General features: G+C 75.6%; 21 protein-coding genes, 2 tRNA genes and 1 other RNA gene. 15 read left to right on the top strand and 9 right to left on the bottom strand.

The window, feature by feature from the left end:
• Nucleotides 1-59 precede the first annotated feature (59 nt).
• The 4 genes from JOE68_RS14135 (at nt 60) to JOE68_RS14120 (ending at nt 3892) form a co-directional block, all read left to right on the top strand.
• On the top strand, nt 60-1271 hold the full coding sequence (locus JOE68_RS14135) for a DNA cytosine methyltransferase (RefSeq protein WP_204842808.1): 1212 nt from the start codon (nt 60-62) through the stop codon (nt 1269-1271).
• 421 nt (nt 1272-1692) lie between these two features.
• Complete coding sequence (locus JOE68_RS14130; protein ID WP_204842807.1) at nt 1693-2922, top strand: thioester domain-containing protein; 1230 nt, start codon at nt 1693-1695, stop codon at nt 2920-2922.
• A 176-nt stretch (nt 2923-3098) separates the two neighbouring features.
• Nucleotides 3099-3272, top strand: coding sequence for an antitoxin (locus JOE68_RS14125; protein ID WP_204842806.1), 174 nt, complete (start codon nt 3099-3101; stop codon nt 3270-3272).
• Nucleotides 3269-3892 (top strand): putative glycolipid-binding domain-containing protein, encoded by a 624-nt coding sequence (locus JOE68_RS14120; RefSeq protein ID WP_204842805.1) that lies wholly within the window; start codon nt 3269-3271, stop codon nt 3890-3892. The genes JOE68_RS14125 and JOE68_RS14120 overlap by 4 nt, the downstream gene beginning before the upstream one ends.
• Before the next feature lie 66 nt (nt 3893-3958).
• Here JOE68_RS14120 and JOE68_RS14115 read toward each other — a convergent pair whose 3' ends face one another.
• From JOE68_RS14115 to JOE68_RS14100, 4 genes are read right to left on the bottom strand one after another with little or no spacing between them, the layout of a single operon-like run.
• Complete coding sequence (locus JOE68_RS14115; protein WP_204842804.1) at nt 3959-5776, bottom strand: fibronectin type III domain-containing protein; 1818 nt, start codon at nt 5774-5776, stop codon at nt 3959-3961.
• Nucleotides 5777-5833: 57 nt separating this feature from the next.
• Complete coding sequence (locus JOE68_RS14110) at nt 5834-7597, bottom strand: hypothetical protein (RefSeq protein ID WP_204842803.1); 1764 nt, start codon at nt 7595-7597, stop codon at nt 5834-5836.
• A gap of 9 nt (nt 7598-7606) precedes the next feature.
• Entirely contained in the window at nt 7607-8572 is a 966-nt protein-coding gene (locus tag JOE68_RS14105) for a prephenate dehydrogenase (RefSeq protein ID WP_204842802.1), read from the bottom strand.
• A 55-nt stretch (nt 8573-8627) separates the two neighbouring features.
• Nucleotides 8628-9863, bottom strand: a complete 1236-nt coding sequence (locus JOE68_RS14100; protein ID WP_204842801.1) for a M20 metallopeptidase family protein — start codon at nt 9861-9863, stop codon at nt 8628-8630.
• A gap of 88 nt (nt 9864-9951) precedes the next feature.
• Between JOE68_RS14100 and JOE68_RS14095 the strand changes: the two genes are divergently transcribed.
• From JOE68_RS14095 to JOE68_RS14080, 4 genes are all read left to right on the top strand, one after another.
• Nucleotides 9952-10440, top strand: a complete 489-nt coding sequence (locus JOE68_RS14095) for a tRNA adenosine deaminase-associated protein (RefSeq protein WP_204842800.1) — start codon at nt 9952-9954, stop codon at nt 10438-10440.
• A complete protein-coding gene (locus JOE68_RS14090; protein ID WP_204842799.1) occupies nt 10437-10886 on the top strand; it encodes a nucleoside deaminase in 450 nt (149 codons plus the stop codon). Before JOE68_RS14095 ends, JOE68_RS14090 begins: the two co-directional genes overlap by 4 nt.
• Nucleotides 10887-10998: 112 nt before the next feature.
• The gene (locus JOE68_RS14085; protein WP_204842798.1) at nt 10999-11559 is read left to right on the top strand and encodes an RNA polymerase sigma factor; all 561 of its coding nucleotides are present in this window, start codon (nt 10999-11001) and stop codon (nt 11557-11559) included.
• A 67-nt stretch (nt 11560-11626) separates the two neighbouring features.
• Nucleotides 11627-11711, top strand: a tRNA-Ser gene (locus tag JOE68_RS14080).
• A gap of 232 nt (nt 11712-11943) precedes the next feature.
• Here the strand turns inward: JOE68_RS14080 and JOE68_RS14075 are convergent.
• Complete coding sequence (locus tag JOE68_RS14075; protein ID WP_204842797.1) at nt 11944-12129, bottom strand: hypothetical protein; 186 nt, start codon at nt 12127-12129, stop codon at nt 11944-11946.
• Between the two features lie 742 nt (nt 12130-12871).
• Here JOE68_RS14075 and JOE68_RS14070 point away from each other — a divergent pair.
• On the top strand, nt 12872-13747 hold the full coding sequence (locus tag JOE68_RS14070) for an SAM-dependent methyltransferase (RefSeq protein WP_204842796.1): 876 nt from the start codon (nt 12872-12874) through the stop codon (nt 13745-13747).
• A 308-nt stretch (nt 13748-14055) separates the two neighbouring features.
• Nucleotides 14056-16488, top strand: coding sequence for a DUF8508 domain-containing protein (locus tag JOE68_RS14065; protein WP_204842795.1), 2433 nt, complete (start codon nt 14056-14058; stop codon nt 16486-16488).
• A 71-nt stretch (nt 16489-16559) separates the two neighbouring features.
• Here JOE68_RS14065 and JOE68_RS14060 read toward each other — a convergent pair.
• The 3 genes from JOE68_RS14060 to JOE68_RS14050 all read right to left on the bottom strand — a co-directional run bounded on the left by JOE68_RS14060 (nt 16560) and on the right by JOE68_RS14050 (nt 17515).
• Nucleotides 16560-16644 (bottom strand) — tRNA-Ser (locus JOE68_RS14060).
• A gap of 46 nt (nt 16645-16690) precedes the next feature.
• Nucleotides 16691-17272: a hypothetical protein gene (locus JOE68_RS14055; protein ID WP_204842794.1), complete on the bottom strand. Its 582-nt coding sequence runs from the start codon at nt 17270-17272 to the stop codon at nt 16691-16693.
• Nucleotides 17273-17287: 15 nt separating this feature from the next.
• Complete coding sequence (locus JOE68_RS14050; RefSeq protein ID WP_204842793.1) at nt 17288-17515, bottom strand: helix-turn-helix domain-containing protein; 228 nt, start codon at nt 17513-17515, stop codon at nt 17288-17290.
• A 144-nt stretch (nt 17516-17659) separates the two neighbouring features.
• Here JOE68_RS14050 and JOE68_RS14045 point away from each other — a divergent pair, with 144 nt between their 5' ends.
• Entirely contained in the window at nt 17660-18049 is a 390-nt protein-coding gene (locus JOE68_RS14045; protein ID WP_204842792.1) for a helix-turn-helix domain-containing protein, read from the top strand.
• A gap of 29 nt (nt 18050-18078) precedes the next feature.
• Nucleotides 18079-18471: a hypothetical protein gene (locus JOE68_RS14040; protein ID WP_204842791.1), complete on the top strand. Its 393-nt coding sequence runs from the start codon at nt 18079-18081 to the stop codon at nt 18469-18471.
• Nucleotides 18472-18487: 16 nt separating this feature from the next.
• Here the strand turns inward: JOE68_RS14040 and JOE68_RS14035 are convergent, their stop codons facing one another.
• Complete coding sequence (locus JOE68_RS14035; protein ID WP_204842790.1) at nt 18488-19381, bottom strand: AsnC family transcriptional regulator; 894 nt, start codon at nt 19379-19381, stop codon at nt 18488-18490.
• Between the two features lie 74 nt (nt 19382-19455).
• Between JOE68_RS14035 and JOE68_RS14030 the strand changes: the two genes are divergently transcribed.
• The 3 genes from JOE68_RS14030 to JOE68_RS14020 all read left to right on the top strand — a co-directional run bounded on the left by JOE68_RS14030 (nt 19456) and on the right by JOE68_RS14020 (nt 22720).
• Nucleotides 19456-20163 carry an inositol monophosphatase family protein gene (locus JOE68_RS14030; RefSeq protein ID WP_204842789.1) on the top strand — a complete coding sequence of 236 codons (708 nt, stop codon included), beginning with the start codon at nt 19456-19458 and terminating at the stop codon, nt 20161-20163.
• 79 nt (nt 20164-20242) lie between these two features.
• Nucleotides 20243-20337: signal recognition particle sRNA small type (gene ffs / locus JOE68_RS14025), an RNA gene on the top strand.
• Nucleotides 20338-20368: 31 nt separating this feature from the next.
• Nucleotides 20369-22720 carry a DNA polymerase III subunit gamma and tau gene (locus tag JOE68_RS14020; protein ID WP_204842788.1) on the top strand — a complete coding sequence of 784 codons (2352 nt, stop codon included), beginning with the start codon at nt 20369-20371 and terminating at the stop codon, nt 22718-22720.
• Nucleotides 22721-22785 lie beyond the last annotated feature (65 nt).

Below are 22785 nucleotides of genomic sequence, written 5' to 3'. Positions count from 1 at the left end.
GCGCGCGCGGCGGCGAAGCCGGTCCTGGCGGGTCCGCGGGACCTCGTACGATCACCGGCGTGCGTGGACCCACCTACAAGGTCGTCGACCTCTTCTCCGGTGCCGGCGGCATGAGCCTGGGGTTCCAAGCGCACCGGGACTTCACGGTCGTGGGCGCGGCGGACGCGCAGATCGGCAAGCCGTCGTCGCGGCTGGGATCGTTGCGCTGCAACGGGACCTACCGGCACAACATCGGCGTCGACCCGCTCCAGGTGGACCTGGGCCGGCTCGACCCGGCGGTGCTGCGCGAGGTGTGGGGGCTGCGGCGGGGCGAGCTGGACGTGCTGGTGGCGTGCCCGCCGTGCTCGGGCTTCACCCGCATCACCGCCGCGAACCACCTGCGCGACGACCCGCGCAACTCGCTGGTCGGGCGGGTGGCGGCGTACGTGGCGGAGCTGCGCCCCCGCGTCATGCTGCTGGAGAACGCCCGCGAGCTGGTGAAGGGCAAGCAGCGGCACCACCTGGAGGGGCTGGTCGACCAGCTGCTCGAACTCGGCTACGAGGTGGCCGCCTCCTCGCACATGCTGTCCCGGTTCGGGCTCCCGCAGCTGCGGGAGCGCGCGGTGGTGGTCGCGGTGGACTCGGGCGTCCCGCTGCGCACCCTGGACGACCTGTGGTCGGGCTGGGAGGTGCGGCCGGGCGCGGTGACGGTGCGGCGCGCCATCGGCAAGCTGCCGCCGGTGGTGGCGGGCGAGGTCGACGCCGAGGACCCGATGCACGTGTCGCCGTCGTTCCGGCACGGCCGGTCGCTGGACCGGATGCGGGCCATACCGGCCGACGGCGGGTCGTGGGGCGACCTGGTCGGCTCGCCCGCCGAGCAGCTGCTGAACCCGGCGCAGCGCAAGATCATCGAGGACGGCAAGTGGGGCTCGCACCCGGACGTCTACGGGCGCATGTGGTGGGACGAGCCGGCGCGGACCATCAAGCGGGAGTGCGGGCACGTCGGCAACGGCCGGTACGCGCACCCCGAGCAGGACCGGCTGTGCACGGTGCGGGAGATGGCGCTGCTGCAGGGGTTCCCGCGCAGGTTCCGGTTCGACGTCTCGATCATCGGAAATGCCTACCGACATCTGGGTGATGCTGTTCCCCCGTTGGTGTCTTACCAGTTGGCGGCACTGTGCAAGTGGATCCTGGCCGGTCAGCCGCCCACGGCGAAGGACCTGTGCCTGCCCGGGACGTCGCTGCGCGTGGGGGACATCCGCCCGGTGGCGGCGGCCGAGCTGGTCGCCTAGATCACCGTTTCACAACGGTGTGGCGTCGGTTTGCCGACGCTATTCGGACGTTGTCTGCGACATACCCGCTCTGACCTGCGGTAACTCCGCGTCGATCCGGTCGGTTGCGGCCGTTCGCCGCCCGTCGAAACGGCCATTCGGCGGGCTGCGCAACCAGGTGACGCCGTGGTTCGATCATCCACTTCGGACTGTCCGACGGCGTTGTGGCTGCTCCGACGCCTGTGACCAGCCGGATCGCCCGTCACCGTTCCGTGGTAACCCGATCGGATAGTGTTCCGCCGATTCCTGTCGATTCGGTGTCGGTTCCCCCTGTACCTGCGGTCCGGCCGGATTCGACACGGACCGCCGCCTTGGACTAAATCATCGGGCTACCCGCGAAGCCTCAAGGAGAAACATGGCACCCCGGTCGACCCTGAAGCGCATGGGGGCTGCGGTCCTCGGCGCCTCCCTCGTGTTCCTGTCCGCCCTGCCCGCCGCCGCCGACGCGGTGGAGGTCAGGCCGCACCCCGGTGCCGACGAGCAGGGCATCGGGCTGCACCTGAACAAGGACGGCAAGCGCCTCAAGACGGACAAGGGTGGCGAGGCGTTCAACACCGAGCTGATCGGCCTGCGCATCAACGAGGCCGGCAAGGACCAGACCGCCACGGCGTACTGCGTCGAGCTGCCGACCCCCCTTGAGGACAACACCCCCCTCAAGGAGGTGCCGTGGGACCAGCACCCGAACCCGGACACGAAGTTCACGGCCAACGCCAAGTACGTGAACTGGATCCTGCACAACAGCTACCCGAAGCTGGACCTGGCGCAGGCGCAGCAGGCGTTCAACCTCGCCGGTGTCAAGAAGAGCGCCTTCATCGCGGGCACGCAGGCCGCGATCTGGCACTACACCGACGGGATCGACCTCGACCTGGCCGACGCCAGCATCGAGCCCGAGGGCGCCGACGCGGACGTGGTCGCCGTCTACAAGCGGCTGACCGACCCGGCCATCAACGTCGGCGTCGACCAGGAGCCGGCCCCGACCCTGTCGGTCGACCCGAAGCTGCTGGAGGGCGCCGCCGACGGCAGGCTGATCGGCCCGTTCACCGTCAAGACGTCGGCCGACGAGGTCTTCGTCGAGGCGGAGCTGCCCGAGGGCGTCACCTTCACCGACCGGGACGGCAAGGAGCTGAACCTCGTCGAGCAGCGGGGTGACGTGAAGGTCGCCGCCGAGCAGAAGATCAGCGAGGTCTTCGTCAAGGTGGCCGAGGGCGTCGAGCCCTCCGAGGTCGAGTTCACCGTCCGCGCCACCGCCGAGGTGCGCCACGGCCGGCTGTTCGTCTCCAGCGACCGCAACAAGAAGACCCAGTCGCTCGTGATCGCCAAGCCGGCGAAGATGGACGCCAAGGACCAGGCGAAGGTCAAGTGGGTCGAGGGCGCCAAGCCGACGACCTCCTCGTCCCCCGCCTCGGCCACGACCACGACCACCACCACGACGACCGAGGCCGCGCCGACCACCACGACGACCAACGACGTGCCGGCCCCCGGCGCGGGTGGCGGTGAGGACGACCTGGCGTCGACCGGCGCCTCGATCTTCGTGCCGCTGCTGATCGGCCTGGGCCTGCTCGGCGCCGGCGTCGCGGCGATGATCGTCGTGCGGCGCAAGAAGACCGCCTGATCCCACCGGCCCCCGGGCCGGCACCGGACGCGCGACGGCCCCCTCGGAACGCCTTCCGAGGGGGCCGTCGCGCGTCCGGTGCCGGTGGCGCGGGGCGGCCCGCCGGGTAGCGTGGTGAGCCGCTGGGGACGCGGGGGCGGTTCGGGTAGCCTCCGTCTGGAGCGCGAGGGAGCACCATGAACTTCGACGAGATCAGGAACAAGGCGTCCGAGCTGCTGGAGGAGAACCACGAGAAGGTGGACCAGGGCATCGACGCGGCGGCCGGTTTCCTCGCCGGCCGGTTCGGGCACGAGGAGCAGGTCGAGTCGGTGGCCGAGAAGGTCAAGGACATCCTCCCGGGTGGGCAGTGAACTCGGCCGACACGGCGGAGCGGGCCGGCCGGCCCGGTGAGGCCCGCTCGCCGTCCGCGCAGATCGTCACGTGGCAGGGCTACTCCGTGCCGCGGCTGGAGCAGGTCCGCTTCCTGCTGTCCGAGCGCAAGCTGCGGGCCTCCGGCCGGCTGGTGACGGCGGGCCCGGACGAGCAGTTCAGCGGGTCGTTCGAGGTCTCCGTCGGCGAGACCGGCGCGGTGACCCGCCTGCTGCTGCGCACGGCGACGGTGTCCGAGGAGCGCCAGGTCTCGGTGTCCCGCTCGTCCGAGGGCGTCTGGCTGGTCGACCACGGCCAGGGCGCCGAGCGCGCCGACTTCGACGGCGCGGTGGACGTGGACGTGCAGTTCGCCGTGCTGTTCAACGCCATCCCGATCCGCCGCCTCCGCCTCCAGGACGAACCGGGCGAGCACGAGCTGCCGGTCGTCCACGTGACGCTGCCGGACCTCTCGGTGCGCCTGGTGCGGCAGCGGTACCGGACGGTGTCGGTGGGGGAGCGGCAGTCCGTGGTGTCGTTCGAGAGCGGCGACTTCCAGCAGGACATCACGGTCGACAAGACCGGCCTGGTGGTCGACTACCCGGGCGTCGCGCAGCGCATCTGACGCGGGGCGCGCGGGCGCGTCGGCACCGGCCCGGGGAGCGTCGGCCCGGGAAGTCGGCCCGGGAAGTCAGCTCAGGAAGAACGACACGAACGCCGACGACGGCCGGACGTCCGCGGCGGCGCCGTAGAGGCGGACCTCGATCGTGTGCGGCCCGGCGGACAGCCCGCCGGTGTCCAGGGCCAGCCGGAACGACCCGGCGACGCCCGGCCCGCCCAGGTCCGTCGGCACGGTCGCGATCCGCTCGTCGTCCAGCCGCACGGTGAACCCGGCCAGCCCGGCCAGGCCCGCGCCGCGCTCCCCCGACCGGCCGTCCAGGGTCAGGTCGAACACCACCCGGCCGCGCGGGACCGGCGAGCCCTCGGGCACCGGGCGACCGCCGGCGTCGAGCACCGTCCCCACGACCCGGGCGAGGTCCGGCTCCGGGCCGTTCGCCGGCGGGTCGCCGGCGGTGCGCCGCGGCGCGGGCGGCGCGCCGGGCGCGGGCGTCAGCTCCAAGTCGACGTGGGTGGCCCGCACCGGCAGGCCGGTCACCACCGTGACCGGCAGCCGGCCGTCGACCAGGACCAGCGCCGAGGCCGGCACGTCGGCCACCACGGGGTAGCCGGCGCCCGGCCGCCACGGCGCGCCCGGCACGGCCGGCCGCAGCGGCACCCGCGCGTCGCCGACGGCCAGGGCGAACCCCGGCGCGACCGGCGACCGGTCGGTGTGCCGCAGGACCATCCGCACCTGGCCGCCCACCACGCCGCGCAGGGGCGTGCCGGTGACCGGCGCTGCGTCGGGCGCGACCGCGACCCGCACGTCCGGCGGCGGCGCGGCGGCGGGCGCGGTGGCCGGTGCGGCGTCGAACGCCACGAGGCTGATCGCCGCCCGCCGGCCGGTCCGCCCGGACACCGAGACCAGCGCGGTGGCCTCCCGCCAGCCCGGTGTCGCCGGGCTGGTCGCCACGACCTCGCCGTCCAGCAGCACCCGCGCGCCGTCGCGGCGCAGCGCCAGCTCCCAGCGGTGGGTCAGGCCCGGCTCCGGCGCGGGCAGCGGGCGCGTCGCCGTGGTCGGCGTGCCCTCCGGGGTCAGCACCTCGGCGGTGGTCCCGCCGCTGCCGCCGGCCACCCGCAGCCGGATCGCGCCCGGCGGCAGCCCGTCGCCACCCACCGCGGTGATCGGGCCGGGCACCAGGTCGACGGCCAGCTCGCCGTCGGCGCCGGGCGCGTCGGTGTCCACGACGACCCGGCCCAGGTCGTCGGCGTCGCGCAGCGCGAACGGCGTGCGCGACCGCAGCGACGCGGCCGTCGCCACGCAGTTGTCGCCGATCACCAGCCGCGCCCCGTCGTCGCCCCGGCCGGGGGTGGCGCGGGCGCAGTCGTCCTCGGCCGTGAACCGCCAGCGGGCCGGGTCCGGCGCGTCGGGCTGGTCGAACCGGTCGACCAGCGCGAGGTCGCCGACCCCCGGCGTGCGCGGGACGCCCTCGCCGCCCGCCGGCTCGGAGCGCTGCCCGAACGCGTCGACCGCCCGGACCTCCACCCGGTAGGCGGCCCCGTCGTCGAGCCCGTCGAGCTGCGTGGCGGTCCGCGCGACGAGCCTGCTGCGGTCCAGCCGGCCGTCGCGGCCCCAGCGCACCTCGTAGCCCGGCGCCTCCTCGCCCGACCACCGCACCTGGAGCCGGCGGGGCCCGGCGGTCACCCGCAGGCCCTCCGGCCGGTGCGGCGGCTCGCCCGCCCTCGGGACCAGGACCCCGTCGGCGGCGAACGGCGCCAGCGAGGTCGGCGGCGGCGCGGACGTGGCGGTCCGGGGTTCCGGGTCGCCCCCGCCGGCACCCCGCAGCACCGCCACCACCCCGCCGAGCAGCACCGCGCCGGCGGCGACGAGGGCGATCCGGCGGCGGTCCACGGCACCAAGCTAGGCGGCGGGGGTGACCTGGGTCACCGGGCGTTGCGCACCCGAGATCTACGGCCCGCCGATCGCGAAGGGGTGCTCGGCCGTCCGGACCTCTTGCCCCTGGTCCACCGGGAGCACCCGCACCACCACCGCGTGCCGACCGGCCGGCTCGCCGGCGAGGTCGACCAGGAGCTCGTGCCGCCCGCCCGCCGCGCCGCCGGTCGGCAGCACCGCCAGCCGCTGCCCGTCGAGGTCGACCTCGACGGCCGCGACCGCCGCCACCTCGCGCTCGCCGCCCCCGGCCAGCTCCACCACGACCCGCGCCCGGCCACCGGGCGGGACCCGGTCGGCGGGGCCGGTCTCGGGCACCACGGTCACGACCGGCGCGGGCGGCCGGACCGCCGGCGGCCCGTGGTCGGTCATCCGCGGCAGCGGGCGCCGGTCGGCCGCCGGGCCCTCGTCCACGACCAGGTGCGCTGCGCCGACCAGCGCCTCGCGCGCCGCCGTCAACCGGACCGGCGTGTCCGCGACCGGGTCGGTCAGCGGGAAGTCGGCGCGCACCACACCGGTCCGGGCCCCGTCGCCGACCGGCGGCAGGAGCACGCCGGGCGCGGTCCGCCCGCCGAACCCGATCGTGACCGGGACGTCCCGGACGGCCGAGTCGGGGGTGCTCACCGACGCGACGACCCGCACCGACCTGCCGCCGGCCAGGTGCTGCGCGGCCGCGGAGCCCAGGTCCACCGCCCCGCCCCCCGCCCGACCGGGGTCGAGCCGCACGACCGAGGCGGGCACGGGCTCCTCCGGCACGCCGCCCACGCCGAACGCGTCGACCCCGGCGCCCGCGCCGCGGAACGCCAACCGCGGCCGGGCCACCGCCCACGGCACGGCGACCGCCGCCGCGGCGAGCGCCTCGCCGTCCCGCAGCGCCACCACGGCGTCGGGCAGGACGCGCAGCTCCCAGCGGTGCCGGACGCCGGGCGTCGGCGGCGGCGCGGTGCCGCCGACGGGCACCACCCGGGAGGTGGGCGGCACGCCCGCGCCCGCGTCGACGCTGACGCCGTGCGGGGTGACGCGCAGGACGACCGAACCCGGCGGGAAGGGCTCGACCAGGCGCGGGAGGTCGTGGAACGGCTCGGGCAGCAGGGCCACCAGCAGCTCGCCGCCGTGCTCGGCGCCCGGGCCGTCGGTGGTCAGGACGACCCGGCCGACCGCGCCGTCCGCGGCCGGGGCGCCCAGCCGCAGCGGGACGTTGGACTGCAGGTCCAGCGCGTCGCAGGTGACGGCCAGCCGCCTGCCGTTGAGCGGGCGCAGGCCCAGGCAGTCGTCGCCCGGGGCGAGCACCCGCCACCGGCGCGGGCCCAGCGCCGCGGGGCCGTCGAGCGCGTCGGGCGGCCGGGCCAGGTGCTCGGTCCACGACCGGTCGTGCGCCTGCGCCGGCGTCGCGCGCGCCACGGCCGGCGGCGAGCGGCGGCCCCGCTCGTCGACGGCGCGGACCTCGACGGCGGTCCCGGCGTCCGCGGGCAGGTCGGTCAGCTCGGTCTCGGTCGCCTGCACCAGGCGGGTGCGGCCCGCCCAGCGCACCTCGAACCCGCCGGGCGCGACACCGCCGGCGGCCGTCCAGGCGGCGCGCAGGCTCGTCCCGTCCAGGCTGGTCAGCACCAGGTCGGCGGGCCGCCGCGGCGAGCGGTCGCCGGGGACGTGCTCGACCCGGTCGGCGAGGAACCCGTCGGGCCCGCGCGGCTGCGGGGGAGCGGTCCCGCCGCGCAGCGCCACGACCGCGCCCGCCACGAGGGCGAGCCCGCCGAGCCACACCACGAGCCTGCGAGGCGCCACCCGCCGACTTTACGAGTCGCGCGCGAGCAGGGTCCCGCCGTTCAGCCCAACGACCCGGCCGCCGCGCGACCCCAGCGCCCGCAGCGCCTCCAGCGCGCCCGGCGAGGCCAGGTCGACGGTCAGGGCCGCGCCCCCGGAGCCCCCGGCCTCCCGGGCCTCGTGCAGCGCCAGCCGCGCCCGGTGCCCGGCGTCGATCGTCTTGGCCAGCCCGCCGGTCGACGCGAGCGACCCGCGCGCCGCGCCCAGCCTGCCCAGCGCGTCGTCCACGGCGGTCAGCAGGGCGGCCCGGTTGCCCTCGCACATGGCGCGGACCAGGTCGGGATCGCTCGCGGCGACCCGCGTGCCGTCGCCGAACGAGCCGGCGGCGAGCGCGAGGGCGAGCGGCCCGCCGTCCGCGCCGACGCAGGCGAGCACGGCCGCCAGGACGTGCGGCAGGTGCGAGATCCGGGCCACCGCCGCGTCGTGCTCCGCGGCGGTGGTCGGGACGACGTGCGACCCGGCGTCCAGGGCGAGCCCGACGACGTCGGCCAGCACCTCGACGTCCGCGCCGTCCTCAGCCGCGACCACCCAGGCGGCGTCGCGGAACAGCCCGGCCCGCCCCGCCGCCCAGCCGGAGGCCGACGTGCCCGCCATCGGGTGCCCGCCGACGTACCGGGCCCGGGGCGCCACCCGCGCGACCGCCTCGGCCACGGGGCCCTTGACGCTCACCACGTCGGTCAGCCGGACCCCGTCCGGCACCCGCCGCAGCACCTCCTCGACGGCGGGCAGCGGCACGGCGACGACGACCAGCGCGTCCCGCTCCGCGGCGCGCGCCAGGGCGGCGTCCGGCGCCAGGACGTCGTAGCCCTCCGCGCGGGCGGCGTCGGCGTCCCGCGCCGAGGCCGTGGCGCCCCACACCGCCCGCCCGGCCGCCGCCGCGGCGCGCAGCACCGAGCCGCCGATCAACCCCAGTCCGACCACGCACACGTCACGCACGGGGCACATCCTGCCGGCGGTGAGCGGCGGGGGTGGCGAGCGGCGGGGACGGCGCTCACCGCAGGGCGTCGAGGGCGAAGGCCGTGTGGACCACCACCCCGTGCTCCATGGCCGCCTCGTCGAAGAGGACCTTGTTCGAGTGGTTCGGCTCCGCCTGCGACAGCTCCACGCCCCGCGGGCACGCGCCCAGGAACGCCATCGCGCCGGGCACGCGCTGCAGCACGTACGAGAAGTCCTCCGCGCCCATCAGCGGGTCCTCCATGGGGGAGGCCCAGCGCGCGCCGAGGGCGGCCGAGGTCACGTCGAGCACGTGCGGGCCCACCTCGGTGTCGTTCACCGTCACCGGGTAGCCGGGGACGACCTCGACCTCGGCGGTGCAGCCGTGCGCGGCCGCCACGTGCTCGCAGACCTGCCGCAGCTCCCGGAGGACGAAGGTCCGCGTCTCGTCGGAGAGCGTGCGGACGGTGCCCTCCAGCACGGCGGTCTCCGGGATGATGTTGGTGGTCGTGCCCGCCTTGATGTGGCCGACCGTCACGACCGCCGGCCGGTGCACGTTGACCCGGCGGGCCACCGCGGTCTGCAGTGCGCCGACCATCGCGGCGGCGGCCGGGATCGGGTCGACCGCGTCGTGCGGGGTGCCGCCGTGGCCGCCCCGCCCGCGGACGACGACGCGGAAGTTGTCCGCCGAGGCCATGGTCGGCCCGCCGCGGGAGACCACGACCCCGGACTGGAGCGTCGAGGAGACGTGCAGGGCGAACGCCTTCTCCACCGGCGTGCCCGCCGCGTCCAGCACGCCCTCGTCGAGCATGTGCCGGGCGCCGTGCATCCCCTCCTCGCCCGGCTGGAACATGAACACCACCTGGCCGGCCAGCGCCTCCCGCCGGGAGCACAGCAGGCGGGCGGCGGAGGCCAGCATCGCCACGTGCGTGTCGTGGCCGCAGGCGTGCATCGAGCCGGCCACCTCGGACGCGTACGCCAGGCCGGTCTCCTCCTGCAGCGGCAGCGCGTCCATGTCGCCGCGCAGCAGGACCGTCGGCCCCGGCTTCGCGCCGCGCAGCACCGCGACGACCGAGGTGGTCGACCTCCCGGTGGTGACCTCGAGCGGGAGCCCCGCCAGCGCGTGCTGGACCGCCGCCTGCGTGGCGGGCAGGTCGAGCCCCTGCTCCGGGTGCCGGTGCACCTGGCGGCGCAGCGCCACCGTCCTGGGCTGAAGGGCACGAGCTGCCTCCACGAGCCCGGTGTAGCGGGGCTCGGGTGCGGTCGTCTGTGCGTGCGGCAGAGTTGTGCTCATCCCTCGATAGTGGCATCGGAGGAGCCCCGGTGCCCGGCCCGAGGCCCCCGTGCTACCGGGTGCGCTCCGGTGGCCCTACGGTGTGCACATGGCACACCAGGAGCCGGTCAACGGCTTCGCTGTCGCGGTGGTCCGGGAGGACGGCCGCTGGCGGTGCAGCAGGATGGACAGCTCGGCGCTCTCCGAGCTCGACGCGGCGATCACGGAACTGCGCCGACTCCGCTCCACCGGTGCCGTCTTCGGGCTGCTGGCGGTGGACGACGAGTTCTTCATAGTGCTGCGACCGGTGCCCGGCGGGGTGTCGCTGCTGCTCTCGGACGCCGCCGCCGCGCTGGACTACGACATCGCGGCGGACGTGCTGGACCTCCTGCGGGTGGACCCGCCCGACGAGGACGACGACGAGCTGTGGCCCGAGGGCGACCTCTCGGTCCTCGCCGACGTCGGGATGCCGCCGCACGAGCTGCAGGTGGTCGTGGACGAGGTCGACCTGTACCCGGACGAGCAGCTGCAGATGATCGCCCAGCGGTGCGGGTTCGGCGACGAGTTCACCAAGGTCCTGGACAGCATCCAGGCGTGACCGACGAGGAGCTGGTGCGGTCGGCCCTGGACGTCGCGGCGCTGGCGCCGCGCACCGGCGACGTCCCGATCGGCGCGGTGGTGCTCGGCCCGGACGGCGCGGAGCTGGCGCGCGCCTGCAACGCCCGCGAGGCGCTCGGCGACCCCACCGCGCACGCGGAGGTCCTGGCGCTGCGGGCGGCGGCGGACGCGCTCGGCGACGGGTGGCGGCTGGTCGGCTGCACGCTGGCGGTCACCGTGGAGCCGTGCACGATGTGCGCCGGCGCGCTGGTGCTGGCGCGGGTCTCGCGGGTCGTCTTCGGGGCCTGGGAGCCGAAGACCGGCGCGGCGGGCTCGCTGTGGGACGTCGTGCGGGACCGCCGGCTCAACCACCGGCCGGAGGTGGTCGGCGGCGTGCTGGAGGACGAGTGCGCGGCCCTGCTGGAGTCGTTCTTCTCCGCCCGGTGAGAGGGGTCGCGCCGGGCGCGGCCCCCGGGCTCGCGAGCGGTCCTCGTAATTAGCCCGCTCGGGTGTATCCGCTGATCTGCGGGCAGGCAGGGCCGCTGCCACGATTGGACGGGTGTCCGTCGAGATCGCGGACGCCGCACTGGCAGGCGGCGTCGCCAGGGGAGACTTGGCCGCGTTCGAAGTCCTGGTGCGCCGGTACTCCGGTCGGGTGTTCGGGCTGGCCTTCCGCATCCTCAACGACCGGGCGGAGGCCGAGGACGTCACCCAGGAGGTCTTCGCGACCGCGTGGCGGCGGCTGGACTCGCTCAGCGACCCGGCCGCGGTGCGCACGTGGCTGTTCCGGGTGGCCCACCGCCAGTGCCTCGGCGTGCTCCGGCGCAACCGGACCGACCCGGTGGGCGACCTGCCCGACACGGGCGCGACCCCGGTCGGCCTGGGCCAGCCGCCCCGCGACCCGTCGATCGTCGCCGAGACCGTGGCGGCGGTGGCGGCGCTGCGGCTGGCCCTGCGGAGGCTGCCGGAGCCGCAGCGGGCGGCGTGGCTGCTGGCCGAGGTGGACGGCCTGTCGTACGCGCAGATCGCGCTCGCGGTGGGCGCCAGCGAGGAGTCGGTCCGGGGCCGCCTGGCGCGGGCGAGGGTCCGCCTGGCCGAGGTGATGAAGGTCTGGCGCTGACCCCACCGCACCGCCGCCACCGGACCCCGGTGTCGAGCACCCCCGGCGGTCTTGTATTGTTCTCGGCGGTGGCGTGTCCGAGCGGCCGAAGGAGCACGCCTCGAAAGCGTGTGAGGTGCAAGCCTCCGTGGGTTCAAATCCCACCGCCACCGCTGCTCAGAGCCCCGGTTGCCGATCATGGCAACCGGGGCTCCGACGTTTCGTCTCAGTTGGAACGCGCAGGGCTGTGCGCTGCTCCTGCTCGTGTGTTGCCCTGACCTCTGCGATCTCCGCAGCTGTAGAAAGGTGACTAAGGGCAGAGCAAGGCGTGAACTCCGAACGAGCGCATGATCTCGACAGCTTCCTCTGCTTCGAGGTACAGCCATCCACCGTCTTCGATCAAGATCAGATCTTGCCGAGCAGTTCGATCGCGTTGCTGTAGCGAGTGCGGATGCGCTCGAGGGCCTCGTCGTGACCCAAGCGACGCTCATGCCTGTCAGTGGGGTTGACCAGGGCTGGCTGAGGAAGCGGCACCTCGGCAGCCTCGCGGGCGACCTTCTCTTCAGGCGTAACGCAGACGCTCATGGCCACCTCCAACTCCTACGCGCAGGGCGGACCTCCACCCTAGCTCGTATGGTTACGTACCGTATACGGACGTAGCAACCATCACCTGGATGCTTGTATGCCCCAGATGGCACTTCCCGAAGCTTCAGAGACCTCCACCCTGTGAAACCTGATCTTCTTTCAGGGTAAAAAGCCCAGCTCAGAGCACGTGTAGGCTAGCTGCTGTCGCCGCTCTCGGTCCAGAGCTGCCCGGCCGTCTTCCGTTCGCGGTCTTGGATGGCCTTGTGCAGCGTCACCAGCTCATCGGGCAGCCCGACGTCGCGCGTATCCGCGTGGGTTCGAACCCCACCGCCACCGCTGCTCAGAGCCCCGGTTGCCGATCATGGCAACCGGGGCTCCGACGTTCGGCGGCATTTCCCCCGCCTGCGCGGGGAGGACGACCTGCTGAGCGCCGGCTACCCGTGTCAGCCGGGACCACCCCCGCCTGCGCGGGGAAGACGCGTTGTGAACTGGGACTTCACCCGCCAAGTCGGCCGTTTGATCCGGTTCGCCGCTGTCTCGTCGTCGGGGTGGCGCCGCCCCCCGCTCATCATGAGTCGGTGGAGTGAATCCCGCCGCCACCGCGGTTCGGGGCCACCGCTGCCGCCCCGGCTCGGGGATCACCCTGTTGCCGCTGGTGGAGCCGCGCGGATGCGGTCGGGGGGAGTGGGGGTGATCAGTATCGTGATCGGGGTCACATCGCAGGGCGTCTTCGAGGAGGCTGTGGGCGATGACCGCGACGGGTGACGACATCGATGGGCTCACCGCGCCGACTCCCGAGGAGGTCGGGACCGCGTACGACCGGTTCGGCGACCTCTACGCGCTGACCATCGGCGACGTGGGTCTGCACGTGGGCATGTGGACCCCGCCCGGCGAGCGCGCGCCCGCCACCACCCTCGCCGACCTGGCCAACCTGGCGCAGGAGCGGCAGACCGAGCACCACGTCGAGACCCTGGGGCTGCGGGCCGACGAGCACCTGCTCGACATCGGGTCCGGGACCGGGGTGCCCGCGCTGCGGGTGGCGCAGCGCAGCGGCGGGCGGGTCACCGGGATCTCCGTCAGCCGCGAGCAGGTCCTCCGGGCCACCGGGCGGGCGGAGGCGGCGGGGTTGTCCGACCGCGTCTCGTTCCGCTACGGCAACGTCCTGGACCTCGACTTCGCGGACGGGTCGTTCGACGCGGCCCTGGCCATCGACGTCTACCCGCACCTGGCCGACCGGCAGCGGGCGTTCCACGAGACCGCCCGGGTCCTGCGGCCGGGCGGGCGGCTGCTGGTGAGCGAGTTCACCCTGCGCGGGACGCCTTCCGCGGAGCAGTCGGCCGCGTTCCGGCGGACCTGGTTCTGCGCGCCCCCGACCACGCCGGCGAAGACCCTGGAGCGGGCCGCCGCCGCGGGCCTGGAACTGGTCCGGGCCGAGAACCTGACGCAGAACCTCGCGTTCTCCGGCGAGCTGATGGGGCTGCTCTACACCGACCGGCGCGACGAGGTCGTCGAGCGCTACGGGCCCGAGCTGGCCGCCGGGATGGACCCCGTGATCCGGCTGGTGCGCTCCTACACCCGCGACCACCTCGGCTACTACCTGTTCCTGCTGCACAAGCCCCGGTAGCGCCCCGCGGCCGGGAACCCCGACCCGCGCATTGGGGGCGCGGCCCGCCTCGTCAGGCGGACCGCGCCCCCGTCGTGTGCGCTGTGCCCGGGCCGGCGCTGGGAGGGCCACCGGGCGGACACGTGATCGACCCTACCCTATTCTCGAACACACGTTCGAGTGATCGTGGTGGTCCACCGCGCGCGGTATCCAGCCTCGGGCAATCGCGCAGCGCACCCGAACGCATTGACGACAGTTGGTGACGGCTTCTTTCGCAGTTCACCCGGTCCGGGGAGGATTCGCGGACCCGCACACACCCGGAGGACCCGTTGAGACCCACCCCGCCCCGCGTCGGCCTGGTGGTCGCGGCCGTGTCGCTCGCCCTGGTCACGCCCGCGACCGCCGCGCCCAGCCCGGACGCCCTGATCGCCGAGGTCTACGGCGGCGGCGGCAACTCGGGCGCGACGCTCACCCAGGACTTCGTCGAGCTGGCCAACCGGGGCGCGGGCGCCGTGCCCCTCGACGGCTGGAGCGTGCAGTACCTGCCCGCCGGCGCGAGCGCCGCGAGCCGGTGGCAGGTCACGCCGCTGGCCGGCGCGCTCGCCCCCGGCGGGCGGTACCTGGTGGCCCAGGCCAAGGGCGCCGCCGGCACCGTCGCGCTGCCCGCGCCCGACGCCACCGGCGGCACGGCCATGTCCGCCACCGGCGGCACGGTCGCGCTCGTCGCCGCCACCGCGGCGCTCACCTGCAAGACCGCCGCCGACTGCGCGGCCGACCCGCGCGTGCGCGACCTGGTCGGCTACGGCAGGTCCACCGTCGTCCGCGAGGGCGCGCCGACCGCCGACCCGACCAGCTCCACCTCCGCCGCCCGGCCCGCGCTCGACGACACCGACGACAACTCCGCCGACTTCGCGGTGGGCGCGCCGACGCCGGTCAACGCCGGGGGCGAGGGCCCCGGCGACCAGGAGCCCGAGCCCGGTCCCGGCGACAAGCGGATCCGCGACATCCAGGGCACGACCCGGATCTCGCCGCTGCTGGGCGCCAGGGTCAGCGGGGTGCCGGGCGTCGTCACGGCCACCCGCGCCACCGGCGACCGCGGCTTCTGGTTCCAGGACACCTCGCCCGACGCCGACCCGCGCACCAGCGAGGGCCTGTTCGCCTACACCGCCGACCTCGAACCGACCGTGGAGCCGGGCGACTCCGTGCTGGTCAGCGGCACGGTGGCGGAGTACCGGCCGGGCGGTGACACCGCGGGCAACTCCAACCAGACGCTCACCGAGCTGGCCGGCGTGACCGTCACCGTCGTGTCCAAGGGCAACCCGCTGCCCGCGCCGGTCGTGCTCAGCCCGCCCGACGGGTTCCTGCCGACCGCCGGCGGCGGCAGCGTCGAGGCGCTGGAGCTGGACCCGTCGACCTACGGCCAGGACTACTACGAGTCGCTGGAGGGCACCTACGTCCGGGTCGACGACGCCCGCGTGGTCGGGCCCACGAACGGCTACGGCGAGACGTGGATCACCACCAGGCCGACCCAGAACCCGACCGCCCGGGGCGGCACGGTCTACCTCGGGTACGACCGGCCCAACAGCGGCCGGATCAAGGTCAAGGCCGGCAGCGCCACCCCGGAGGCGAGCGACGTCGGCGACGTGTGGCGCGGCGCGACCCTCGGCAACGTCGAGTACACGAACTTCGGCGGCTACACGCTGGCCACGAAGACCACCGGCGAGCACGTGCCCGGCGGCGCCACCCCGGAGAAGACCGACCCGGCCCGCCCGTACGAGCTGTCCGTGGCCACCTACAACGTCGAGAACCTCGCCGCGACCAACCCGCAGGCGAAGTTCGACCGGCTCGCCGCGGCGGTGGTGGGCAACCTGGCGTCGCCGGACGTGCTGGTGCTGGAGGAGGTCCAGGACGACAACGGCGCCACCGACGACGGCACGGTGACGGCCGGCGCGACGTTCACCAGGTTCGTGGACGCGATCGCCGCCGCGGGCGGCCCGCGCTACGAGTGGCGGCAGGTCGACCCGCGGGACAAGGCCGACGGCGGCGAGCCGGGCGGCAACATCCGGGTGGCGTTCCTGTTCAACCCCGCGCGGGTGTCCTTCGTGGACCGGGCGGGCGGCGACGCGACCACCCCGGTGTCGGTGGTCCGGCAGCACGGCCGCGCGGCGCTGTCCGCGTCGCCGGGCCGCGTCGACCCGGGCAACCCCGCCTGGGACAGCAGCCGCAAGCCGCTGGCGGGCGAGTTCAAGTTCCGGGGCCGCACGGTGTTCGTGGTCGCGAACCACTTCAACTCCAAGGGCGGCGACCAGGCGCTGCACGGCCGCTACCAGGAGCCGCAGCGCGGTTCCGAGGTGCAGCGCGGGCAGCAGGCGGCCGTCCTGCGGGCGTTCGTCGACCGGGTGAAGGCCGTGGACCGGGGCGCGAACGTCGTGCTCGCGGGCGACTTCAACGACTACCAGTTCTCGCCGGCGATCGCGACGCTGACGGCGGGCGGCGCGGTGGTCGACCTGGTCTCGACGCTGCCGGAGGCCGAGCGGTACGGCTACGTCTTCGAGGGCAACTCGCAGGCCCTGGACCACATCCTGATCAGCGCCAACATCGAGCGGTACCGCTACGACGTGGTGCACGTCAACGCCGAGTTCGCCGACCAGGCCAGCGACCACGACCCGCAGGTCGTGAAGCTGCGGCCGAGCACGGGCAGCAGCCGGGTCGACCGGGCGGTGTTCCTGCTGGAGGACATCCTGGAGCGCCTGCCCCGGTGACCCGGCGGCGGTGAGCGGCCCCGCAACCGGAGAAGCCCCGGTCACCTGCTGGTGACCGGGGCTTCGACCTGCGGAGGATACGGGATTTGAACCCGTGAGGGGGTTAACCCAACACGATTTCCAATCGTGCGCACTAGGCCGCTATGCGAATCCTCCGCCGGAGAGCCTACCCAACGGAGGACCGGCCGAACAAAACGGCTGGTCAGGGGCGCGGTCTCGACAGCGGCCACCCCGCGTCGCAGCCGACGCCGGGTTTGACCACGAGCACCAGGGCGTGCCGCGGGCCGGTGCCGGCCTCCGGCGTCCGCTGCACGACCAGCGCCGCGACGCCCGCGTCCACCAGCCCCTCCGCGCACGCCCGCGTGCTGGCCACCAGGCGCTCCGGGTCGCCGGCGCGGCCGTCCGGCGCGGTCCGCCGCAGGCGGATCGAGCAGCGGCCCAGGGGCGGGACGCCGGTGGCGCGGGCCAGGTCGGCGGTCGCCGCGCGCAGGTCGGCGGGCGGCAGGCAGGCGTCGGGCAGCACCAGCAGGTACGAGCGCCGGCGCGGCGGGCCCGGCCGGTCCGCCCCGCGCAGCGCCGCGCGCCAGTGCCGCACGACGTCGGCGGGCATGATCGTCTCGGTGTGCCGCCGGTAGTGGTCGCGCAGGGCGTCGGCGGCGACCTCCGGCGGCACGTCGTCCAGCAGGGCGGCCCACGCGTCGAGGGCGGTCGCGTCGGGGGCCGGCAGGCGCGGGTCGACGGCCGAGGCGGCGCGGAGCAGGGCGGCTACCTGGGTGCGGTTCATCTCGTCCTCCCGACGTCACCCCCGGGTCGCCGGGCACTCGCCGAGCAGCAGGTCCTCCGGGTCGACGGCGAGCGCGTCGGCGAGGCGGCCGAGCAGGGCGGGGCTCGGGGTGCGGTGGCCGCGCTCGATCCCGGAGAGGGCGCCCTTGGTGCACCCGACCTCGGCGGCCAGCTCGGTCACCGTCCGTCGCGAGGTCACCCGGAGGCGCCTCAGCAGGGTTCGGTTGATCGCTACGGCGGTCATGGCCAAACCATAGACAAACAAACAAATCTTCGGAAGACGTTTGCTGGAGTTTGCGCAGGTGACGACCGTTGCGCGCACGCGCGCGACGCAGCGTGCGCGCACCTCCGGCTTGCCGGTTTGCGATTGTTTGCCCACACTTGATCTATGACCCTTCCGGAGGACGGCCCGGACCGGCTGCCGGAGTGGCCGCTCGGACCGTACTTACGGGAGGCGCGTCGGCTGGCCGGGCTGTCGGTGGCCGAGGTCGCCCGACTGGCGGAGGTGAGTCACGCGAAGGTGCGGCAGTTGGAGCGCGGGTACGCCGTGCGCGACGGCCGCAAGTACGCCGTCGGGACGACCAAGACGACTGTGGAACGGGTGGCCCGCGTCGTGGGGGCGGACGTCGGGCACGCCCTCGGGCTGGTCGGGATCTCCGCCGACGACCCGAGCGGACCGGGCCGGCGCGCGCGACCATTGGACCTGTCCGCGGTGTCCGACGAGGACCTGCTGACGGAGATCGCGCGCCGGTTCGGTGATCGGCACCGGGCGCGGTGAGGTCTTGGGGGTCACGGCTGGGAGGGACTGTGCCGCCGCTGGAAGGTGCTGAGTGCTACCTGTGCTCGTCGGCGTCCGGCGAGCAGCTCCACCTGTGGTTGAAACCCCTGGCGGACCGGGGCGTGTGGGCCTACCTGGCGGAGAGCGCCCTGGAGCCGGTGGAGTTCACCGGCGCGGAGGCCGACCGGCTGCTGGCGCTGTGGCAGGACCTGCGCCGGCTGCAGCGCGCCGGCGCGGCCACCGACCAGCTCCGCTGCGTCGTCGTGGCCGGCGCCCGCACCGGGACGCGGACCGCCCTGGTGTTCGGCCTGGAGCACGGCCACGTCACCTACTGGCGGGTCGGCGACCCGCGCGACCCGGTGCCGCTGGACCTGAACGCGATGGACGAGCTGATCGGCGCGTGGAACGAGGTGCGCGGCTAGCGGCGCACCCCGGCCGTCAGCGCCACCCCGCCCGCTTGACCGCCGAGCCGACCACCGTGACCTCGGCGGCCGGGACGTCGTGCAGCCCGGTCACGAACTCGTACAGGGCCGGCAGGTCGCGGCAGAACACGGCGGCGGTGAGGTTGGTCCGCCCGGTGGTCGCCAGCGCGCCGTGCACCAGCGGGTGCCGGGCGAGGGCGCGGCCCAGGGCGTCCAGGCGGCCGGGCGGGACGGTCATCCAGACGTTCGCGTCCACGGCCAGGCCGAACAGCCGGGGGTCGGCGACGACGCAGGTCCGCAGGTGCCCGCCCGCCGCGAGCCGGTCCACGCGGCGGCGCACGGTGGACTCCGGCGCGCCCGTGGCCGCCGCCAGCGCGCCGGGGCCGGTCCGGGCGTCGGCGGCGAGCACGTCGAGCAGGGCCAGGTCCAGCGCGTCGGGCGTGACGCCGTCGGTGGGCGGGCGCGGCGCGAGGGCCGCGGCCTCCGCCGCGGTGAGCAGGCCGGTCCGCCAGTCGGCCGCGTCGGAGAACACGTGCAGCACCGACAGCGCCTGGACCGACGTGATCGCGTTCGCGGGCAGCTTCGGCACGCCGCCCAGCACCACGGCGCTGATCTCCTCGCCGCCGGACAGGACGTCCACGAACAGCACCTCCGGGCGCCGCGCCAGCGCGTCGGCCAGCACCTCGACCCGGCCGCGCAGGACCCGCACGCGCACCAGCGCCGCGCCGCGCAGGCCGTGGGCGGGGTCGGGCACGCGGACCACCCGGACCAGCGGCGCCAGCCGCGCCAGGCTGCGGGCGACGGTGCGCGGCGACACGTCCAGCACCTCGGCGATCCGGCCCGGCCCGGCGCGCCCGTCCACCTGGAGGGCGGAGACCACCCGCTGGTCCGGAACCGCCAGTTCCCGCATCACCGCTGTCCTGTTCCGCTCATCCCCCGACCCGGGAGGGCTCGTGCTGCCACCCCGACCCTAATCCTCGTCCCATGCGCAACGACGTGATCGAGATCGTGCAGGACGTCGCCGCCGGCATCCCGGCGCTCCGGCCGGCCCGGCCGCCGGCGACGCTCGACGAGCTGGTCCGGGTCTTCCGGGCCGTCGACGAACCGCTGGTCGGGGCGCTGCGCGCCCGGCTGCCCGAGGGGCGGTGGGTGCTGGACGCGGTGGACGGCGCGGTCCAGTTCCTGCAGGGCCTGCCGCAGTGGTGCGTCACCGCGACCCTGGTCCGGGACGGGGAGCCGGTGCTCGCGGTGCTGCACTCGCCGCTGCTGGGCGAGACGTACTCGGCGGAGCGCGGCGGGGGCGCGTGGCGCGACGGCGCCCCGGTCGGGCCGTCCCGCAAGACCGACCTGTCCGCCGCCGTGGTCGCCACCAGCCAGCCGCCCGCGTTCCCGCCGCAGCCCGCGGCGAACGCCCTGGCCGGGCGGAAGCTGCCCGGGGTGCTCGACCGGGTCGCGGCGGTGCGCAACCTCGGCCCGACGTCCTGGCAGGTCGCGGACGTGGCGGCCGGGCGGCTGGACCTGTTCTGGGAGTACGGGCAGGACGCCGAGAACCTGCTCGGCGCGTCGCTGGTGGCGCGGGAGGCGGGCGCGGTCGTGACGGCGGCGGACGGGTCGCCGTGGCACGCGGGCGCGCCGAGCTTCCTGGCCGCGGGCCCGGGGCTGCACGCCGCGGCGGTGCGGGTGCTGGGGTAGCGCGGGGCCGGGCGGGGGGCGGGAGATCACCCCCCCCCCCCCCGGGGCGGGGGTCGCCCGGAGCGGGGGCTACACTTGTCGCGGACCTCGTGCGGCACACATCTCGCGAACCTCCCCAGGGCCGGAAGGCAGCAAGGATAAGCGGGCTCTGGTGGGTGCACGGGGTCCCCTCATTCCGTCGGTCCCCTTCGGTAGGGTCTCCGCCGTGGCGCTCGCCCTCTATCGCAAGTACCGGCCGGCCACCTTCGCGGAGGTGGTCGGGCAGGAGCACGTCACCGACCCGCTGCGCACGGCGCTCGGCGCCGGGCGGGTCAACCACGCCTACCTGTTCTCCGGTCCGCGGGGCTGCGGCAAGACGTCCTCGGCGCGCATCCTGGCCCGCTCGCTGAACTGCGCGTCCGGCCCGACGCCCGACCCGTGCGGCGAGTGCAACTCGTGCGTGGGGCTCGCGCCGAACGGCGCGGGCAGCGTCGACGTGGTGGAGCTCGACGCCGCCTCGCACGGCGGCGTGGACGACGCCCGCGAGCTGCGGGACAAGGCGTTCTTCGCGCCGGCGGAGTCGCGCTACCGGGTGTTCATCATCGACGAGGCGCACATGGTCACGACGCAGGGCTTCAACGCCCTGCTCAAGATCGTGGAGGAGCCGCCGGAGCACCTGATCTTCATCTTCGCGACCACCGAGCCGGACAAGGTGCTGCCCACCATCCGCTCGCGGACGCACCACTACCCGTTCCGGCTGATCCCGCCGTCGGCGATGCGGGCGCTGCTGGAGCGCAACTGCGCCGCCGAGGGCGTGGCGGTCCAGCCCTCGGTGTTCCCGCTGGTGATCCGCGCGGGCGGCGGCTCGGCGCGGGACACGCAGTCGGTGATGGACCAGCTGCTGTCCGGCGCGGGTCCCGAGGGCGTCACCTACGAGCGGGCGATCGCGCTGCTCGGCGTGACCGACGTGGCGCTGATCGACGACGTGGTGGACGGCCTGGCGGCCGGTGACGGCTCGGCGGTGTTCGGCACCATCGACCGGCTGGTCGACGCGGGGCACGACCCGCGCCGCTTCGCGTCCGACCTGTTGGACCGACTGCGGGACCTGGTGCTGCTGCACGCCGTGCCCGACGCGGCGGAGCGCGGCCTGGTGTCCGCGCCGGACGACGTGGTGGCCAGGATGGCGGAGCAGCGGGCGGCGACCCGGCCCGCGACGGTCACCCGGTGGGCGGAGGTCCTGCACCAGGGGCTGACCGACATGCGCGGCTCCACCGCGCCCCGGCTGCTGCTGGAGCTGGTGGCGGCGCGGATGCTGCTGCCCTCGGCGAGCGACGCGGAATCGGCCGTGCTGCAGCGGGTCGAGCGCCTGGAGAAGTACGGCGCGCCCGTCGGCGGCCCGGCCCCGGGTGGTGCGGCCCCGGGTGGTGCGGCCCCGGGTGGTGCGGTCGCGGGCGGCGAGAGCGGCCGGACCTTCCAGCGGCCGTCGCAGCGGGCCGCCGCGCCGGCCGCCGAGGGCGAGGGCCGGTCGGCGTCCGCGCCGGGCGGTCCCCGGCCCCCGGCCGCCCCCGAACGCGGGGCCGGCCCGGTCCAGCACGCTCCGGCCCCGTCCGCTCCGGCCCCGTCCGCTTCCGGGCAGCCCGCTTCTGGGCAGCCCGCTCCGGCCCCGTCCACTGCGGCGCCGTCCACTGCGGGTCAGTCCACTCCGGGTCAGTCCACTCCGGAGCGGTCCACTCCGGCCGGCGCCCCCGGTTCGGCCGGGTCCCCGCCGGGGCCGCCGGCCCAGGCCGACCCCGGACCGCCCCCGGTGGACCGCGACGGGTCGCCGGCCGGTCGGCCCGGCGCGGCGCCCGCCGGGGACCGCGGCGGGCCCGCGGCCGGTGGTGCGGCGTCCTCGGTGGACCACCGCGGCGGGTCGCCGGCGAACCCGCCCGGCGGGGCGCCCCCGGCCGGCGGGTCCGGTGCGGAGCGCCCGGTCGAGCAGCCCGGACCGGTGTCCGGGCTGGTGTCCGGGGCCGACGCGGCGGAGATCCGCAAGCGGTGGCCCGAGCTGTGCGGCATCGTGCGCGGCATCGCCGGCCCCAGCGCCGGCGCGCTGCTCACCAGCGCCACCGTCGCCGCGGTCGACGGCACGTCGGTCACGGTGTCCCACATCTCCGCGCCGCTGGCCCGCAGGCTCGCCGAGCAGCGCAACGTCGACGCGATCGCCGCGGCGTTCTCCCGGGTCTTCGGCGGCACGTGGCAGGTCGGCTGCGTGCACGGCGAGCCGGGCGCGGCGCCCGCCCGCTCCGCGCCGCCCGCCCGGCAGCAGCGGTCCGCGCCGACGCGGCCCAGCCAGGCCGCCCGCGCCGCCGCCCCGACCCGGCAGGCCCCGCCGGCGCGCCCCGCGCCCGTCGACGACGTCCCGCCGCCGCCCGAGCCGCCGGATCCCGACGAGCCCCTCCCGCCGGAGCCGGTGGACGAGGAGGAGATGCTCGCCGAGGCCGCCCGTCCGGGCGAGGCGGGCGAGGCGCTCGACCCGGAGACGGCCGTGCTGAAGCTGCTCGCCGACGAGCTGGGTGCTCGGCCGCTGAAGGGCTGATCCGCGCGGCTACCCTGGTGGCAAACCCCGACGAGAGGAACCCGCGGTGCAACCCGGTGGGCCGA

Source organism: Saccharothrix algeriensis (genome assembly GCF_016907655.1).
Lineage (GTDB): Bacteria > Actinomycetota > Actinomycetes > Mycobacteriales > Pseudonocardiaceae > Actinosynnema > Actinosynnema algeriense.
Note: the sequence above shows the minus strand (reverse complement) of the source record. Positions and strands in the feature narration are given on the sequence as shown.

Bases quoted from the DNA above. Each gene is read 5' to 3' on its own strand.
- JOE68_RS14055 (WP_204842794.1), bottom strand. From the start codon at position 17,272: ATGAACCGCACCCAGGTAGCCGCCCTGCTCCGCGCCGCCTCGGCCGTC.
- JOE68_RS14100 (WP_204842801.1), bottom strand. From the start codon at position 9,863: ATGAGCACAACTCTGCCGCACGCACAGACGACCGCACCCGAGCCCCGC.
- JOE68_RS14095 (WP_204842800.1), top strand. From the start codon at position 9,952: ATGGCACACCAGGAGCCGGTCAACGGCTTCGCTGTCGCGGTGGTCCGG.
- JOE68_RS14125 (WP_204842806.1), top strand. From the start codon at position 3,099: ATGAACTTCGACGAGATCAGGAACAAGGCGTCCGAGCTGCTGGAGGAG.
- JOE68_RS14130 (WP_204842807.1), top strand. From the start codon at position 1,693: ATGGGGGCTGCGGTCCTCGGCGCCTCCCTCGTGTTCCTGTCCGCCCTG.
- JOE68_RS14045 (WP_204842792.1), top strand. From the start codon at position 17,660: ATGACCCTTCCGGAGGACGGCCCGGACCGGCTGCCGGAGTGGCCGCTC.
- JOE68_RS14050 (WP_204842793.1), bottom strand. From the start codon at position 17,515: ATGACCGCCGTAGCGATCAACCGAACCCTGCTGAGGCGCCTCCGGGTG.
- JOE68_RS14035 (WP_204842790.1), bottom strand. From the start codon at position 19,381: ATGCGGGAACTGGCGGTTCCGGACCAGCGGGTGGTCTCCGCCCTCCAG.
- JOE68_RS14030 (WP_204842789.1), top strand. From the start codon at position 19,456: ATGCGCAACGACGTGATCGAGATCGTGCAGGACGTCGCCGCCGGCATC.
- JOE68_RS14070 (WP_204842796.1), top strand. From the start codon at position 12,872: ATGACCGCGACGGGTGACGACATCGATGGGCTCACCGCGCCGACTCCC.